General features: G+C 42.0%; 8 protein-coding genes, 2 tRNA genes, 2 rRNA genes and 1 pseudogene. 6 read left to right on the top strand and 7 right to left on the bottom strand.

The features are described 5' to 3' along the window. Positions 1-29 precede the first annotated feature (29 nt). From AC0L6H_RS10220 to AC0L6H_RS10205, 4 genes are all read right to left on the bottom strand, one after another. Positions 30-2,917: ribosomal RNA gene (locus tag AC0L6H_RS10220) — 23S ribosomal RNA — on the bottom strand. Positions 2,918-3,362: 445 nt separating this feature from the next. Next, positions 3,363-3,439 (bottom strand) — tRNA-Ile (locus AC0L6H_RS10215). 19 nt (positions 3,440-3,458) lie between these two features. Further along, positions 3,459-3,534, bottom strand: a tRNA-Ala gene (locus tag AC0L6H_RS10210). Between the two features lie 112 nt (positions 3,535-3,646). Beyond that, a 16S ribosomal RNA gene (locus tag AC0L6H_RS10205) occupies positions 3,647-5,179 on the bottom strand. The 16S and 23S rRNA genes sit together here with 2 tRNA genes alongside, the layout of an rRNA operon. Positions 5,180-5,718: 539 nt before the next feature. On the opposite strand from AC0L6H_RS10205, the gene AC0L6H_RS10200 reads away from it, so the two are divergent. Then, complete coding sequence (locus tag AC0L6H_RS10200) at positions 5,719-6,204, top strand: RNA recognition motif domain-containing protein (protein WP_473394172.1); 486 nt, start codon at positions 5,719-5,721, stop codon at positions 6,202-6,204. 69 nt (positions 6,205-6,273) lie between these two features. Here AC0L6H_RS10200 and AC0L6H_RS10195 read toward each other — a convergent pair whose 3' ends face one another. Further along, positions 6,274-7,446, bottom strand: coding sequence for a DUF5610 domain-containing protein (locus tag AC0L6H_RS10195; protein ID WP_473394171.1), 1,173 nt, complete (start codon positions 7,444-7,446; stop codon positions 6,274-6,276). Between the two features lie 122 nt (positions 7,447-7,568). Here AC0L6H_RS10195 and trmA point away from each other — a divergent pair, with 122 nt between their 5' ends. Then, a complete protein-coding gene (gene trmA / locus AC0L6H_RS10190; protein ID WP_473394169.1) occupies positions 7,569-8,684 on the top strand; it encodes a tRNA (uridine(54)-C5)-methyltransferase TrmA in 1,116 nt (371 codons plus the stop codon). Positions 8,685-8,698: 14 nt separating this feature from the next. On the opposite strand, the gene fabR is transcribed toward trmA, so the two are convergent. Further along, positions 8,699-9,304, bottom strand: a complete 606-nt coding sequence (gene fabR, locus AC0L6H_RS10185) for an HTH-type transcriptional repressor FabR (protein ID WP_473394168.1) — start codon at positions 9,302-9,304, stop codon at positions 8,699-8,701. Between the two features lie 112 nt (positions 9,305-9,416). On the opposite strand from fabR, the pseudogene AC0L6H_RS10180 reads away from it, so the two are divergent. The 3 genes and pseudogenes from AC0L6H_RS10180 (at position 9,417) to AC0L6H_RS10170 (ending at position 14,669) form a co-directional block, all read left to right on the top strand. Next, positions 9,417-10,549 (top strand): annotated as a pseudogene (locus AC0L6H_RS10180) (acyl-CoA desaturase). A gap of 187 nt (positions 10,550-10,736) precedes the next feature. Next, complete coding sequence (locus tag AC0L6H_RS10175; protein ID WP_473394167.1) at positions 10,737-13,850, top strand: ATP-binding protein; 3,114 nt, start codon at positions 10,737-10,739, stop codon at positions 13,848-13,850. A gap of 60 nt (positions 13,851-13,910) precedes the next feature. Then, positions 13,911-14,669, top strand: coding sequence for a glycosyltransferase family 25 protein (locus AC0L6H_RS10170; protein ID WP_473394165.1), 759 nt, complete (start codon positions 13,911-13,913; stop codon positions 14,667-14,669). Here the strand turns inward: AC0L6H_RS10170 and AC0L6H_RS10165 are convergent. Then, on the bottom strand, positions 14,662-15,330 hold the full coding sequence (locus tag AC0L6H_RS10165; protein WP_473394164.1) for a glycosyltransferase family 2 protein: 669 nt from the start codon (positions 15,328-15,330) through the stop codon (positions 14,662-14,664). The genes AC0L6H_RS10170 and AC0L6H_RS10165 overlap by 8 nt on opposite strands. A gap of 745 nt (positions 15,331-16,075) precedes the next feature. On the opposite strand from AC0L6H_RS10165, the gene AC0L6H_RS10160 reads away from it, so the two are divergent. Further along, positions 16,076-18,178 carry a tetratricopeptide repeat protein gene (locus AC0L6H_RS10160; RefSeq protein WP_473394163.1) on the top strand — a complete coding sequence of 701 codons (2,103 nt, stop codon included), beginning with the start codon at positions 16,076-16,078 and terminating at the stop codon, positions 18,176-18,178.

Here is an 18,178-nt window from a genome sequence, read left to right as displayed (position 1 = left end):
ATAAATATTTGCACTTTATAAGGTGTTGTATGATTAAGCCTTACGGGCAATTAGTACAGGTTAGCTTAACGCATTACTACGCTTCCACACCCTGCCTATCAACGTTGTAGTCTACAACAACCCTTCAAAGCGATTAAATCGCTAGGGATGACTCATCTTTGGGCTCGCTTCCCGCTTAGATGCTTTCAGCGGTTATCGATTCCGAACGTAGCTACCGGGCAATGCAATTGGCATCACAACCCGAACACCAGCGGTTCGTCCACTCCGGTCCTCTCGTACTAGGAGCAGCTCCCATCAATCATCCAACGCCCACACCAGATAGGGACCGAACTGTCTCACGACGTTCTAAACCCAGCTCGCGTACCACTTTAAATGGCGAACAGCCATACCCTTGGGACCGACTTCAGCCCCAGGATGTGATGAGCCGACATCGAGGTGCCAAACACCGCCGTCGATATGAACTCTTGGGCGGTATCAGCCTGTTATCCCCGGAGTACCTTTTATCCGTTGAGCGATGGCCCTTCCATACAGAACCACCGGATCACTATGACCTACTTTCGTACCTGCTCGACGTGTCTGTCTCGCAGTTAAGCTGGCTTATGCCATTGCACTAACCTCCTGATGTCCGACCAGGATTAGCCAACCTTCGTGCTCCTCCGTTACACTTTGGGAGGAGACCGCCCCAGTCAAACTACCCACCAGACACTGTCCACAATCCCGATAAGGGACCAGTGTTAGAACATCAAACGTACAAGGGTGGTATTTCAAGGTTGACTCCACGTCATCTAGCGACAACGTTTCATAGTCTCCCACCTATCCTACACATGTAGGGTCAATGTTCAGTGCCAAGCTGTAGTAAAGGTTCACGGGGTCTTTCCGTCTAGGTGCGGGTACACAGCATCTTCACTGCAATTTCAATTTCACTGAGTCTCGGGTGGAGACAGCGAGGCCATGGTTACACCATTCGTGCAGGTCGGAACTTACCCGACAAGGAATTTCGCTACCTTAGGACCGTTATAGTTACGGCCGCCGTTTACCGGGGCTTCGATCAAGAGCTTCGACAACACAAGTGCTATCTAACCCCATCAATTAACCTTCCGGCACCGGGCAGGTGTCACACCGTATACGTCATCTTTCGATTTAGCACAGTGCTGTGTTTTTAATAAACAGTCCCAGCCTCCTGGTCACTGCGGCCCCCATTCGCTTAGAGCGTAAAGCTCATCACAAACAGGGGCGTACCTTCTCCCGAAGTTACGGTACTATTTTGCCGAGTTCCTTCACCCGAGTTCTCTCAAGCGCCTTAGTATTCTCTACCTGACCACCTGTGTCGGTTTGGGGTACGGTTCATATAGCAATACGCTTAGAAGATTTTCCTGGAAGCAGGGCATCAACAACTTCGCGACCGTAGTCACTCGTCTCGTGTCTCAGGTTTAATGTTTGACCGGATTTGCCTAATCAAACGCCCTACGCACTTTCACATGGACAACCAACGCCATGCTTGCCTAGCCTTCTCCGTCTCTCCTTCACTCACTATATAAGTACAGAAATATTAATCTGTTTCCCATCGACTACGCATTTCTGCCTCGCCTTAGGGGCCGACTTACCCTGCCCTGATTAGCATGGGACAGGAAACCTTGGTCTTCCGGCGTGGGGGTTTTTCACCCCCATTATCGTTACTCATGTCAGCATTCGCACTTGTGATATGTCCAGCAAGCCTTACAGCTCACCTTCATCCACTTACACAACGCTCCCCTACCACTTGTCCTAAGACAAATCCGCAGCTTCGGTATATTGCTTAGCCCCGTTACATCTTCCGCGCAGGCCGACTCGACTAGTGAGCTATTACGCTTTCTTTAAAGGGTGGCTGCTTCTAAGCCAACCTCCTAGCTGTCTTAGCCTTCCCACATCGTTTCCCACTTAGCAATATTTTGGGACCTTAGCTGGCGGTCTGGGTTGTTTCCCTCTTCACGACGGACGTTAGCACCCGCCGTGTGTCTCCCGGATAGCACTCATCGGTATTCGGAGTTTGCAAAGGGTTGGTAAGTCGGGATGACCCCCTAGCCTTAACAGTGCTCTACCCCCAATGGTGTTCGTCCGAGGCTCTACCTAAATAGATTTCGGGGAGAACCAGCTATCTCCCGGTTTGATTGGCCTTTCACCCCCAGCCACAAGTCATCTCCTGATTTTTCAACATCAGTGAGTTCGGTCCTCCAGTTGATGTTACTCAACCTTCAACCTGCCCATGGCTAGATCACCGGGTTTCGGGTCTATACCTAGCAACTAAACGCGCAGTTAACACTCGCTTTCGCTACGACTCCCCTATACGGTTAATCTTGCTACTAAATATAAGTCGCTGACCCATTATACAAAAGGTACGCAGTCACACCACGAAGGTGCTCCCACTGCTTGTACGTATACGGTTTCAGGTTCTATTTCACTCCCCTCACAGGGGTTCTTTTCGCCTTTCCCTCACGGTACTGGTTCACTATCGGTCAGTTAGGAGTATTTAGCCTTGGAGGATGGTCCCCCCATCTTCAATCAGGATAACACGTGTCCCGACCTACTTAATATGACCAATATGATGCTTCACATACGGGACTATCACCCTGTATCGTTGTGCTTCCCAACACATTCTGCTACATCATACTGATTCGGCTGCTCCCCGTTCGCTCGCCGCTACTAGGGGAATCTCGTTTGATTTCTCTTCCTAAGGGTACTTAGATGTTTCAGTTCCCCTCGTTTGCTTCGTTAAGCTATGAATTCACTTAACGATAGGTCCTAAGACCTGGGTTTCCCCATTCGGAAATCGTTGGGTATAACGCGTTTTGTCAGCTTCCCAACGCTTATCGCAGACTTACACGTCCTTCATCGCCTCTAACTGCCTAGGCATCCACCGTATACGCTTAGTCACTTAATCATACAACCCTTATAAAGCGCATGCTTTATTTAACGCTTCGCTTTTGTAATTCAAAGCGCGTTAAATCGTATGGTGACAAGTTTTGCTAATCGCTCTATTTTTTCGGTGGAAAAAATAGAGGTATATATGTCAGATAGAGTAGCTCTTGAGAAAATCGTTTCGTATGTCACACTTTCATGTACATACAAGCAATTTTCATCACTTCTCTTACTTTTAAATATAGATTACTTTTTTTATCAGCTTTTCCAAATTGTTAAAGAGCTAAAATGGGGTCAGTGTTAATTACACTTCGCCATCTTATTCACAAAATCGACGTCAATAAGTAACACTGACCCCTTTTTTGCTTTTGAGAGTTTAAAAAACCCTAATGAATAATCTCTCGTTTTTACAAACATGACCTTATTCATTAAGGTTTACTTACCATACCAAATACACGCTACCAAACTGGTAGGCTTGGGCAGACTTGAACTGCCGACCTCACCCTTATCAGGGGTGCGCTCTAACCAGCTGAGCTACAAGCCTGCTGTTCGTCTGTAGTAGATGGTGGAGCTAAGCAGGATCGAACTGCTGACCTCCTGCGTGCAAGGCAGGCGCTCTCCCAGCTGAGCTATAGCCCCGTCTTGTCTATCAATTACTCGATAACAAACCGGTAAGGTATGGTTTCTCTTCTTTTCTTAGTAGCAAAATAATCTGTGTAAGCACTCAGTCAAAAACATCGTTGACTTTTGGTAAGGAGGTGATCCAACCCCAGGTTCCCCTAGGGTTACCTTGTTACGACTTCACCCCAGTCATGAATCACAAAGTGGTAACCGTCCTCCCGAAGGTTAGACTAGCTACTTCTTTTGCAACCCACTCCCATGGTGTGACGGGCGGTGTGTACAAGGCCCGGGAACGTATTCACCGTAGTATGCTGACCTACGATTACTAGCGATTCCGACTTCATGGAGTCGAGTTGCAGACTCCAATCCGGACTACGACGAGCTTTAAGGGGTCCGCTTACCCTCGCAGGTTCGCTTCCCTTTGTACTCGCCATTGTAGCACGTGTGTAGCCCTACTCGTAAGGGCCATGATGACTTGACGTCGTCCCCACCTTCCTCCGGTTTGTCACCGGCAGTCTCCTTAAAGTGCCCAACTGAATGCTGGCAACTAAGGACAAGGGTTGCGCTCGTTGCGGGACTTAACCCAACATCTCACGACACGAGCTGACGACAGCCATGCAGCACCTGTATCAGTGTTCCCGAAGGCACCAATCCATCTCTGGAAAGTTCACTGTATGTCAAGAGTAGGTAAGGTTCTTCGCGTTGCATCGAATTAAACCACATGCTCCACCGCTTGTGCGGGCCCCCGTCAATTCATTTGAGTTTTAACCTTGCGGCCGTACTCCCCAGGCGGTCTATTTATCGCGTTAGCTTCGCTACTCACGGATTAAATCCACAAACAGCTAATAGACAGCGTTTACGGTGTGGACTACCAGGGTATCTAATCCTGTTCGCTACCCACACTTTCGCACATGAGTGTCAGTCTTTGGCCAGAGAGTCGCCTTCGCCACTGATGTTCCTCCAGATATCTACGCATTTCACCGCTACACCTGGAATTCCACTCCCCTCTCCAAGACTCTAGTCATTCAGTTCCAAAAGGCCTTCCCACGTTGAGCGCGGGGCTTTCACTTCTGGCTTAAATGACCACCTGCGTGCGCTTTACGCCCAGTAATTCCGATTAACGCTTGCACCCTCCGTATTACCGCGGCTGCTGGCACGGAGTTAGCCGGTGCTTCTTCTGTTGTTAACGTCACAGTATATGGGTATTAACCACACACCTTTCCTCACAACTGAAAGTGCTTTACAACCCGAAGGCCTTCTTCACACACGCGGCATGGCTGCATCAGGGTTTCCCCCATTGTGCAATATTCCCCACTGCTGCCTCCCGTAGGAGTCTGGGCCGTGTCTCAGTCCCAGTGTGGCTGATCTTCCTCTCAGAACAGCTAGAGATCGTCGCCTTGGTGAGCCTTTACCTCACCAACTAGCTAATCTCGCTTAGGTTCCTCCTTTGGCGGGAGCCGAAGCCCCCTTTTACCCGTAGGTAATATGCGGTATTAGCCATCGTTTCCAATGGTTATCCCCCTCCAAAGGGCAGATCCCTAAGTATTACTCACCCGTCCGCCACTCGTCATCTTCTAGCAAGCTAGAAATGTTACCGTTCGACTTGCATGTGTTAGGCCTGCCGCCAGCGTTCAATCTGAGCCATGATCAAACTCTTCAATTAAATACTGAAATTACAAATAAATTTTTGTCGCAGACACTCTTGACGAGTGCCTACACAGATTGTCTTGCTACTAATTGTTAAAGAACATTGTTAGCCTGACGGCTAACTCGCTGTGAGGTGGACTATGCCTCTCCTCAAGCGGGATGCGAATACTACGTCACTCGCAAATTTTGTCAACACTTTTTGTAAACTTTTTTGCAAATAATTTTGCAAGTCATTTTACGAAAACGTCATCGCAATGACGCATAAATATTGACACTTCAAATACGTTTGTTAGCCTTTGTAATCAAAGCCTAACGATGTGTCCTTGAAGCGAGCGCGCATTTTACAGAGGGTAGGATTCAAATCAAGTGTTTTTTATAAAAATAGTCGCTTTTAAGTCTGTTTGCATAAAAAGTGTTCAAACTAGGTAAAATGTGTATTTATTGTGTTACAAAAGTTAGTGACTTAATGATTATTACTGGCTATATTTTGATAACACTTTAGTATATGTCACTCGCACAATACCAAAAACAATTAAAACAAATTGGTGGATTACCATGATTTCAGTAAAAACTTCTTTAGCTTTTGTTATCACATTCGTGTTGGCAATCGTAGCTTATTTTATTTCCTCAGCAGAATTTGCATCAGGTTTCAGCGCTGTAATAGCGAGCGTGTTTATTGTATTGACTACGGTGTCATTATTGCTTGTCTCTTCCTTACAGAACAACGCAAGTGCATCAGCAAGTACCGAACAAAATACAACGGCTCAACCCACTGAGTCCAGCCCAGGTGAAATTGCTACCTTATATGTAGGTAATTTGGCGTACAAAGCGAATGAACAAACCGTGCAAGAGTATTTCGAATCAGTAGGCGCGGTAAAGTCAGTTCGTTTAGTAAAAGATAAACGTACTGGCAGACGAAAAGGCTTCGGGTTTATAGAAATAGAAAGCGGTGATGAAGAAAAATTTATTACTAAGCTCAATGAAAGCGAATTTATGGAACGCAATATCATTGTCCGTCCTGCAAATGAAAAACAGCATTAGATAAAATTACAGGATCAAAAAAACCGCTTTTAATAGCGGTTTTTTTGTATTCAATAATATTTAATCAGGCTAAGAAAACTTATTATTGAAGGCGTGAAATCTATTTATTGCCTGCAACAAATCAGGCACCTGCACATCTTTCATTTGATTTACTAAACCATTAATTACCTGGTTAAAATCTGTTTCAGAATGTAAGGCTGATTGACTCGATTCCATTACATCCAAGTACTTGTTCACATATTCAGCGACGGCTTTAGGTGCGGCAAAGTCAGCATTGTTTGTCACCCCTGTCAAATGCTCAATATCTTCATACATTTTCATTTGTTGAAATTTATCAGACTTGTTTAATTGCTTCGCAAGCCCAGAGATCTCATTATCAGTATAGCCTAAGGCAATAGACTTATTATAAGCACTTTCAATTTCGCCTCGATAAAAAGAATTTGCAAGACCATCAACTTTATTCAAAAGGTTTGCAACGGAAAGATGCTCAGCGTCCGAGACCATCCCTTCTATTGCGAACGAAATATTCGACGAGCTCGTCGTATGCATACTCTTGTTATCGTCTACTTGCGCTGAGTTAAAAGCTCTAGTTTCAAAGTCGATCTTCACCGGCTCGTTTGCGAAGGTTTTAATGGCAATTGCCGACAAAGCTCGTTGTGCCCCGCTTTCAACCTGTTCAATATTTTTTATCTGCTGTGCATAGTCTAAGGGGTCAATTGCTAATTTTAATATACCGTTCACAATCGAATCTTTCGTCTCACTAATGAGTTGAAAGGTATCATCATCAGCTAGACCAATTAAATCTAATTTGGCTTGATCGATACCAACTTCAACACCTTTTACGGCTTCATTTCTGAAAAAATTGAGTTGTTCTTCATCAAAGCCTCGCTTGGCTAAATTGGCGAGCGCATTTTCTACAAAGCCAACAACATTGCTAGTCACTGTTTGGATACTAGGCAACACCTCATCATTCTGGGCACTTGCACTGAAGCGTTCTTGGAGCTTGCTGGCAGCTTGCGCTGAAAGATCATTGCCGGCAGAAGTACTAAAACTTTTACTTATAGAACTTGTTAGCACTCGAGCAACAACGTTATCATTCGCCCCAGTAGCACTGTAATGGTCAACATTAGCCTGCGCATTAACGACAGGTAACACTGAAATCTTAGTTGTATTTTTCAATACATCTTGTGCGCCACTGCCATTAGCCGGTGACACATTTGTTTGTGCTTGAATTGTATTCATAAAAAGATACCTCACTATCCTCAGCCTTATTTATCGGCATTGAGGCCTTATTTCTTTAATAAACAGTTGGTATATTTTTATTTATCATTAAAATCAAACACTCTGAAATTTAAGGTGTTTGAATGACAAATTTAATGGCGCTTTCTGTAGACCAGATTAAAGCCCTCAGCTATCAAGAACAATTTATTGCCAAGAGATCATGTTTAACGACCTTGTTATCTCCGTATTTTGATGAACAAGTAGATGCTTTTGTGTCGCCGTCAGAGCATTATAGAATGCGCGCAGAGTTCAGAATTTGGCATGATGGCGAAGATTCTTACCACATTATGTTTGACCAGACGACTAAAGAGCAATACAAAGTAGAGCAATTGTCGAGTGCATGTATGCTTATCAATCAGGCCATGCAAAAAACCATTGAGTTTGTAAAGAAAAACAATGACTTACGAAAGAAACTTTTTCAGATAGATTATCTAGCAACCACCACAGATGAATTAGCAGTAAGTTTGCTCTATCATAAATCCCTAGACGACACTTGGACTGAACAAGCGAACAGGCTTAAAGAAACACTCGACACATTTTGCAAGAGCAATATCATAGGTAGAGCGCGCAAACAAAAAGTCTTAGTTGGTCAAGACTTCGTTAGTGAAACCTTAGTTATAAATGAATCACAATACACCTTCAAACAGGTCGAAAATAGCTTTACGCAGCCAAACGCCGCAATAAACGTAAAAATGATTGAATGGGTCATTGCTAACCTTAACCCTGCGAAAGGCGATTTGTTGGAACTTTACTGTGGTGCGGGTAATTTCTCTATTCCTTTAAGCAAACATTTTCAAAAAGTATTGGCAACCGAAATATCGAAGAGCTCGGTAAATGCGGCTCAGTATAATATACAACTTAACCACATTGACAACTTGGTCATCGCACGTCTGTCAAGTGAGGAGTTTGTAGAGGCATACACAAAGGTGCGTAAATTCAACCGCTTAGCCCACATCGATCTCGACAGCTATGAGTTTTCTAGCGTTTTGGTGGACCCTCCTAGAGCGGGACTCGATGAAACGACACTGGCACTAGTCGCAAAATTCGACACTATCATTTATATATCTTGTAATCCAAATACCCTAATAAGAGATTTAGCCGTTTTAGATGTAAGCCACAGAGTAGAAAAAGCAGCGTTGTTTGATCAGTTTCCTTTTACTCACCATATGGAGTCGGGTGTTATTCTACGAAAACGCTGAGTATCGAATGTCAATTAACGCTGAGATTTTGAATAATACAAGGCACCTTTTTCGATAAATCGCAGTTGCGTTTTTACACGCTTGGCGATTTGCTCAGTTTCGGTGCTATCGGCATCAATCGCCTCAGCGCCAGCGCTAAAAACGAGTTTAACCATCGCTTCTGCTTGCAAATAGGCTATTGGAATTGGGATGGATAATTTATCAACAATATAATCGGCAAGCTCTTCTGTAAAATGCTGGATCTCTCTTTTTACCGCAGCACGAAAAGACGCTGATGTGCCGGTGTGTTCGCGTAGTAAAAGTCGAAACACATTAGGATTACTAAGAATAAATTCTAAGAATGTATCAACGGAAATATTGATGATACTGCCACCAGAAGCTATACGTTGTCTTGCTTGGCGCATTAATTGGCGAAGGGCAAGGCCAGACTCATCAACCAAAGTCAGACCTAATTCATTAATATCTGAAAAGTGTCGATAAAAAGATGTAGGGGCAATGTTTGCCTCACGTGCGACTTCTCGTAAACTAATGGTAGTAAAGCTTTTATTGTCGTCTAATAAAACAAATGCACCATCAATAATGCGCTGTCGAGTTTGCTGTTTTTGCTGTTGTCTATTCATATTGAAAGGTTTACACAATTGTTTTGTTTTCTGCAATAATTTTCTTGCACTTAAGCAGACTAAAAGTTAAATTAGCGTACAGTTGTACGCTGAATATTTTGAGTATTTTATTTTGAAAAAACCTCCCTTGATACCCTTAACCGTATCTGTCTTTGTTGGCACTACTTTAATCGCTTTACTAGGCGTCCCTCTTTGGGCATTTTATGTCGGTATAGGTTGGACTGAAATTGCCGTTGCAGTAGCACTTTTTTCTTTACTGGTATGTCGATTACCGCAGGTTACCATCGTTTATGGTCACATAAAACCTATCAAGCGCATCCAGTAATAAAAGCAATTCTGGCTGTCGGCGGAGCGATGGCAGTTCAAAACAGTATTTTGCACTGGTCTAGTGACCATCGGGTGCACCATCGCCATGTTGACGAAAACGAGCAAGACCCCTATTCCGCCAACAAAGGCTTTTGGTTTTCACATATTGGATGGATGCTACGAGAATACCAAGCCAAACGCTATAGTGATTATGCTAATTGCCGAGACCTTCAAAAAGATAAAATTGTAATGTGGCAACACAATTACTATGTGCCCATTGTTCTTATTGCGAACTTTGGTATTACTGCCTTTCTTGGCTTTTTAAATGGCGATGTCATCGGCATGATGTTAGTTGCCGGAGTGGCTAGGTTGGTAGCCGTTCATCATGTTACCTTTTTTATCAACTCTTTAGCTCACATATGGGGTTCACGTCCCTACACCGATACCAACTCGGCACGAGATAACGGCGTGATTGCGCTATTTACCTTTGGTGAAGGCTACCATAATTATCATCATATATTTGAATACGATTATAGAAATGGCATTCGTTGGTGGCAATACGATCCAACAAAGTGGTTAATCAAAAGCTTATCATGGTGCAAACTAACCAGTAACTTGCGGACAACTCCTGAAGAACGTATTGAGAAAGCCAAATTGCAAATGCAACTTAAGAATGCAAAAACCTCGCTTGTCCATTTACCAAATGCAGATGAAGTGCTTGCAAAAGTGCAGCACGAATACGATGTGCTCTTGCAAAAAATGGCTGACTACTACAACACCAAAAAGTCACTTGTGGCCATGAAGAAGCAAACCTTGCAAGCTTCATATGAAAAACTAGAACTCGATTATCGTTATAAAGAAATGAAACAGTCGTTTCAGTTGCAAAAAGACAAATGGCATTCCTTGTATGCCTACTATTTACAGCCAATGTCAGCGTAACAAAAAAGGATGTGCAAGCATCCTTTTTTTGTATCTCTTTGTATTATTGAATTCATTCTAAATATCGGGAATTTATCTATATTGCTGGGCGTAATTTTGTTACATTGAAATAGCGCGTACCATAGCATTGCTTCGTTACCCAACAGAAACTTCACACAACGCGCATACTTAGAAGTATTCGAAATAAATGAACAGCAAAAAAATGACAACAAACACGCATCGAAATGACAGGGCTAAGGGCGCAATATTGTCTTTAGGCATCGTTTTGCTGTTTGTGGTTATGATTGTTTCGACCCTTATCATGGAAGAACGCATTGAAGACAGCGTAAACGAGGCTATTACACAAGATGCTAAACAGTCCATCGTAACCGGGGATGTGATACTAGGGTCTTCAATTGAACTCTACCAAAAAGATATCCGATTTTTAGAAAACACTTCAGCGCTTCTTAACTATGTAAAAGTCATAGAACCGCTATCTTCCTCGCTCAATAATGCAGGTAATGACTTAGCAACTGAAAATGCAGTAAAACAGACCTTCCTAGCATTGATGCAGCAAAGACACGAAATTGAGCAACTCCGCATCCTCTCCATTTCTGATGGGCAAGAGTTGATTCGAATGGAACGGCGAAACAATGCTATTGGTGATGTCGATACAGACAAACTCCAAAATAAAGGTGAAAGAGACTATTTCCGTGATGCTAGTTTAATAAACGACAATCAAATTTATATTTCTCAAATTAATTTAAATCGAGAAAATGGAGAAATTCAATATCCTATTATGCCAACTATTAGGTTAGCCATTCCTCTTTTTGCAAAGCACAAAAACGATAAGGAAGCTCGCAAAGTTGCCGTATTGGTCGCAAATATAAATGCTCAAATTCTTCTCGACTCGCTCGTTTCTGCTGTTGATGACCGTTTCACTGTCTATTTATTAAATGAGGAACAAGGTTTTTTAGTGCATCCTGATCCGAAAATGGCCTTTGCTTATGAATTTGGCGAAGATGCATTCTGGTATACATTGTTTGGTGACCTTGCCCTTAGTAAAAACGAACTTCAGTTTGCACAAGTAAACGACAAAAGTGCTCCGCGTTTTTTGTATATGAGAGAAGACATCACCCTCAACTCAGTCCTTCGCGACAGCGAAATAACAAGTAAATTAAAGTTGAGTTTGATTGTTGCGATGCCAGAGTCCTTAACAGATAAAATGTTATATGAAAGACGAATTAACACCTTTGGTCTAACAGCTATATTTGCCCTTCTTATGCTTGTTCTATTGTTGTTTTTCAACTCTTATATCAAGCGTAACATTATGCTCAATCGCACACGTTCAGAATATCAAGCCATCGTAGATGGTTCTGCAGATGCCATTATTGGCCTATCACTTAACGCAGATATTAGTACTTGGAATAAAGCCAGTGAAACCTTGTTCGGTTTACAAGCACAGCAGGTAATTGGTAAGCAATTTAATGAAGTGGTCAGTCTTTCTGAATTTGATATTATGGCATTAATTGAAAAACTAAAAACACAAGCAACTACACCTAACATCCACTGCGAAACCACACTGCCAAGTGCCAAAGGCGACTTAGCACTTGACTTAAGTATATTTGCAATTGCTACCCAAACCGATGGCCTCATTGGCGTTTCTGTCATTTGCAAAGATGTTACCTTACAAAAACAAGCTGAAGAGCAAATTAAAAATATCAACCAATCGCTTGAAAAGCAGGTACAAACAAGAACAAATGAGTTAGAACAAGCCAAGAACGAAGCAGAACAAGCCAATGTTATTAAAAGCGCATTTATTTCAAATATTAGTCATGAAATGCGCACCCCTTTAAATGGTATATTGGGAACTCTTGAACTTATCACCAAGGATCCCTTATCAGAAGCCCAACAGGCTTATCTAAAAATGACAGAAAGTAGTATCAATAGTCTTACTCTGCTGATTAACGATATTCTCGATTTATCTAAAATAGAAGCCGGCAAAATGCGCTTAGACAAACGTGCATTCAATTTAGTAGATGAATTTGAAAAAACGATTTTGCCTTTGGCGCTAAAGGCGTACGAAAAAAATCTCCATTTTATTTTTGATGTATCACAAGTTCATGTGAACTATGTCATTGGTGACAAAAATAGAATTAATCAAATCACCAATAACATTCTAAGCAATGCGGTGAAGTTCACTGAAAGCGGAGAAATCAGCGTTAAACTGCAATCGCATAAATCACCCAACGGTGTTGTTGTACTATGTGCAATTAGTGATACAGGTATAGGTATTGATGAAAAGTATCACAGTCAGATGTTTGGTACCTTTAATCAAGAAGACACGAGCATATCAGGTAAATTTGGTGGCTCTGGTTTAGGCTTGGCTATTTGTAAACAGCTAAGTAAATTGATGGATGGAGATGTGTCATTTGCATCGCAAAAAGGACAAGGAAGCACTTTCAACTATATTTTACGTGTTGAACAAAATCCGCAAAAAGAAGAACAAGCTAGCTTATTAGATGGCTTGCACTTAAGCTTAGCCTGCAGTAACAAAAACGAAGCTGACAGTATAAAGGCAAATTTAGAAAGCTTAGGCGCGCATGTTTCAGAGCTTGATGCTAGCTCAAGCATACATAAAGATTCGAGCATACTACTCATCGATAACAACTTTGCAAATAAGGCAAAGATAGTTGCCAAATACAAAAAACGCCAAATCCAATATTCTCGGGTTATCGAATTATCGTTACCACAAACCTATGCCAATGGAGACGCTACCAATAGCGGTTCTTGGGAGTTAATGAAACCGTTCACGGTCAGCGGACTTCTTAATTTGATGAGTAATTCTGATGGCTTCAATACCTTAACCAATGTTGGTCGTCATTTATATAATGAGCGCATTGAAGCAGCCAAACGGACACCAAATAAAGTAATTACAGAACGCGTATTGGTCGTTGATGATAACGAGATCAATATTGAAGTGATAAAAGGCATGATAAGCGAGCATGTCGACGTGATTTTCTCTGCCACCAATGGCGCACAAGCCCTCGATATTTTAAATAAGTCTCACAATGCTCAGTTTACTTTTGATATTATTTTGCTCGATTGCAACATGCCTATTATGGACGGGTTTGAATGTGTAAAACGGATTAGAGATGGCGAGGCTGGGGAAATATATAAAGATGTACCTGTCATCGCCATAACTGCGGATGCAATGTTAGGAGACCAAGAAAAATGTCTCGATGCAGGCATGAGTGACTATCTAACCAAGCCTATAAAATCAGAATTATTAATTGATACCATTGTAAAGTGGTCAGTGTAGGCGTTTTTATAAGCAGCAATAACACAAGATAAACTTCTCAAAACAGTAGATGTAGGATTGATGAACTATAAAATTTTTCTAATAAATTTGGCTCGTTCAAAAGATAGGTTGCAGCACTGTAAAGCTCAACTAGGCTCTTTAGGCGTTGACTTTGAGCGTATTGAAGCCGTTGATGCTAAGCTTCTTGATCAGAAAACAATCAATCAACATTATGACGCCACTAACAATATTAAACTCTACAAAAAGGATTTGAACACAGGCGAAATAGCTTGCTACCTAAGCCATAGACTTGCCTGGACGAAAATCATTGAACAAGATTTGGATTTTGCCGTTATTCTAGAAGACGATTTTATCATCAATGATGAGTTTGCCGAACTAGTCAATATCATGAGTAAGTTAAAATCTTGGCATTACTTGCGCTTGGCGAATTTTGGGAAGAAATACAAAGTGGATGCGCGAGCTGCACTCGATAAGCGTTTTGAAATTCTACATTTCAATCAAATACCTGTTAACACTCAAGCACAAGCGGTAAGTAAAGAAGGTGCTAAACGTTTGCTTAAAAATACGGAAAAATTTAGTCGCCCCATAGATATAGATTTGAAACACTTTTGGGAGAAAGAAATAGATCTCATTGGACTTAGCCCTTGCTTAGTCAATACCACCAGCAAATTCGAAAGCGACATTACGACTATGGACAGCGCAACGGGTAGAGAAGCCGCGAGTAAGTTTGTAAGACGCACACGCTATATCATCAATTTTAAACTAAGAAATTTTTTGAACAAACGACGCAGACCAAAGCTACAGAGCTATATCAGCTAAACCATTTCTTTTGAATTTTACGTGTGGCAATACGTAGGTCAGAGATCTTACTCTCTTTCTCGTAACGGCCTTTTTGAACATGTCGTATTTGAAACACACCTTTGATGTCGATAGGAACGCCATCGGTGCCCACTAACCATCTAAAGATAGTATCTTCATAACACTTACGCCAGCGGTCTGATTCAGTTTGAAAGGTACGTACCTTATCGCAATAGCCGATTGCTCTGGCCACATCTCCATGCACAATTTGATAGGGACCTATCGCTTTTCGCCGTGAGTGTGTTTCAAATGAGCCGGTGTCAATGTCGAGTACTTGAGGTTCTGCCTTTGCTTTGAGCATCGGATCGCTGTCTTCAAGAATAGCAGTAACCTGAATCTTTTCCGGGAAAAGTAATGTAGTGGTATTTTCTTGTAGCTGTTTTGCTAAAGAGTCTAAGCAGTTTTCATGGAAAATAATATCGCAGTCTGTAAACCACACCCAATCCGCTTGGGTTGAAAGCGCTGCTTGATTGCGCCCAATAGTGCGACGAACTAATTTGCCCAACTCAATCGGCTGCCAATTCCACGTCACGTTTTCGACCTCAATCGCACCAAAAAAAGTAAGTGTCTTCTGCGTTTCTTTATCTTCTGGAGTATAAAAGACAGTGACCGTGACACTCATATCTTTGGGCGGAAAATTAACAAAGAACTCAACTGGTAAACCAGCATATTAGAATACTTATAACAGTGACTGACCATTTCCAAGGTCAAAAAGCCCTTCTTACAATGTCTTTCACTAATCGCTGGAATCGGCCTGCGATACCATGAAGCAGGCACTATATTTTTCGTTATCAAACGAAAAAAGTGCGTAAAAAACTTATTATATTTTGAATGCGGATAAGTCTGGGTATTTTTCATTTTCAAGAATCAAGGCCAAAATTAGATGTTATCACAAAGTATTGAGTTTAGGCGCGTTTACGGTTTTTTTAAATGTCTTATTGCATGAAGAATATAATCCTTAAGTAAATCGATGAAAATTGTAGTGATTGTTAGCTGCTTTTTAATACGCTGTTTGATATATAAATCAATGGAATGGAAATCATTAGAAAGTAAATTGCAGGTAAAAGTGTTGTTCAGGCGCCATTTACCTATATAATCACCATCGAATTATTAAAAATTAATGTTCAACAAGTGTGATTTGTCGCATTCAAATTGGTGATCTAGCAAAAAAATTAATGATGCAGAGAAAAGCCATCTTACTTTACAATACTTAGTCGAACTACTTTAAGCTTTAGCGTGTGACGCCTAGCTTAAGCCACAAGGAAATTTCATTGAAGCACATTCTGACAACATCAATTCAACTCTTCATAATTTGTGCTTTGTTTAATGGAATCTTCAGCACCTATACGGTAGCAAAAGAATCACGAATGACATCTGCAGATTGTATGGGCTGTCACCAAGAACAAAGCGCTTCATGGAAAAAGTCTGATCACGCGATGGCGATGGCCTTACCTACAAGCAAAAGTGTGCTTGGAAACTTTAATCAGCAAAGTGCTAAGCATTATTCACAAACCGCGTTATTTTTTACAGAAGAAGGTGAATATAAGGCCACCATTGGTGACACTAACAAGAACAGCAGCGAAACCTTTACCGTCAAATATACATTTGGCCATTACCCTCTTCAGCAATATTTGGTGGCGACAAAGCCTGGCACCTATCAAGTATTACCTTTTGCATGGGATTCAAGACCGGCAAACGAAGGTGGTCAGCGTTGGTATCATAATTATAGCCAAGAAGAAATAAATGCAAACGATCGCTTACATTGGCGTCAACCGCTTCAAAACTGGAATGGCATGTGCGCTGACTGCCATTCTGACGAACTCGAACGTAACTATGATCCTGTAGCAAACTCCTTTAACACACAATTTACCGGTATTAACGTTGGGTGTGTATCTTGTCATGGCGTTATGGACAATCACCTTGAGCAAATCGAAACGCAGAAACCAACGCCACTAGCGAATGCAACAAGTCATGCACTTGGACAATGGGTACTAGAAGAAGGTTCTGTCACCGCAACATACAAAGGTGAGACCCGAGACAACGAATTTATGCAAACGTGCTTTGCCTGCCATTCATTGCGTTCGCCATTGAGTGATGGCTTTAGTGCAGACGAGAAGTTCTTAGATCAGTTCTCACCGAATCTAATAACACCACCTTTGTATTACGCCGACGGACAAATAAAAGAAGAAGTTTACGTTTACGGGTCTTTTTTACAAAGCAAGATGTTTAACAACGGTGTGAATTGTCTCGATTGCCATGATCCTCACACCATGAAAGTCAAAATAGAAGGCAATGGTTTGTGTCTTCAATGCCATAAAGCCAGCGAATTTGATACGCCAGAGCATCATAAACATACCGCGTTCACCGCTGGCGCACAGTGCGTGAACTGCCATATGCCCGACACTGTCTTTATGGGCGTTGATAATCGACGAGATCATAGTTTTAAAATTCCATCTCCACATTTATCGAGTGATTATGACACACCAAACGCGTGCACCGATTGCCACGATGATAAAGACAACAAGTGGGCATCAGACGTAATAACAAAATGGTATGGTGGGCCAAAACCACTTTCTAGCAACAGACAAAACTTATTACGCTTACGTCATGGCCAAGGAATTTCTCTTGCAGAACATTTAGCCATTGTGAAAGACACTAGCATTGATACGATCAGCAGAGCCAGCGCGCTTGAAATGATCGCAAGAAGCACCGACGTACTTTCAGCTAGTCAATTAGGTCCCTTTGTACGCTCATCTGAAGATTTGATTCGCTTAGCGGCGGCACGTGTTGGTAATTTGGTTGGGATAGTCCAGCGAGTCAATGTTATTGCGCCACTGTTAGATGATCCATTAAAGTCGGTAAGAGCAGCGGCAGCCCAAATATTAATTGGACAAGAAGTTGGTGAACAAAACATCAAGGTATTTACACGCGCATTTAATGAATTGACAATCGCTAATGAAGTAAGCGCTTGGCGCGGTGAAGGTAGAATTAATCAAGGCAATATTGCGCTTATAGAAGGTAAACTTATTGCCGCAGAAACAGCCTACAAAGGCAGCATCGAGATTGACCCATACTTTCCTGTTGCCTACATGAATTTAGCGGATTTATATAGAACGAAGCAACGAGAAGATTTGGTAGCAGAAGTCTTAACAGGCGGCTTAACGGCAGTGCCAAGCTCAGCCGATGTTGCCTATGCCTATGGTTTGCACTTAGTTAGAATGAAAAAAGTGAATGATGCCATCCCTTATTTTAAAAATGCCATGGACTTAGCACCACAAAACGTTCAATTAGCTTATACCTACGCCCTAGCATTAGATGGAAATCAACAAACTCAATTCGCGATCAAAGAACTTAAGCGATTTATCGATGACTATCCTAACAATTCGTCACTGGTTGAACTTGGTCAGTACATGGCCCGTAAAATGAACAATAGAGCTGATTTTGAATGGTTTACGAAAAAAGGCTACTAG

This window comes from Glaciecola sp. G7-5 (assembly GCF_055808975.1).
Note: the sequence above shows the minus strand (reverse complement) of the source record. Positions and strands in the feature narration are given on the sequence as shown.

Coding starts and splice junctions, on each gene's coding strand:
- AC0L6H_RS10195 (WP_473394171.1), bottom strand. CDS start 7,446: ATGAATACAATTCAAGCACAAACAAATGTGTCACCGGCTAATGGCAGT.
- AC0L6H_RS10160 (WP_473394163.1), top strand. CDS start 16,076: ATGACATCTGCAGATTGTATGGGCTGTCACCAAGAACAAAGCGCTTCA.
- AC0L6H_RS10175 (WP_473394167.1), top strand. CDS start 10,737: ATGAACAGCAAAAAAATGACAACAAACACGCATCGAAATGACAGGGCT.
- trmA (WP_473394169.1), top strand. CDS start 7,569: ATGACAAATTTAATGGCGCTTTCTGTAGACCAGATTAAAGCCCTCAGC.
- AC0L6H_RS10165 (WP_473394164.1), bottom strand. CDS start 15,330: ATGAGTGTCACGGTCACTGTCTTTTATACTCCAGAAGATAAAGAAACG.
- AC0L6H_RS10170 (WP_473394165.1), top strand. CDS start 13,911: ATGAACTATAAAATTTTTCTAATAAATTTGGCTCGTTCAAAAGATAGG.
- AC0L6H_RS10200 (WP_473394172.1), top strand. CDS start 5,719: ATGATTTCAGTAAAAACTTCTTTAGCTTTTGTTATCACATTCGTGTTG.
- fabR (WP_473394168.1), bottom strand. CDS start 9,304: ATGAATAGACAACAGCAAAAACAGCAAACTCGACAGCGCATTATTGAT.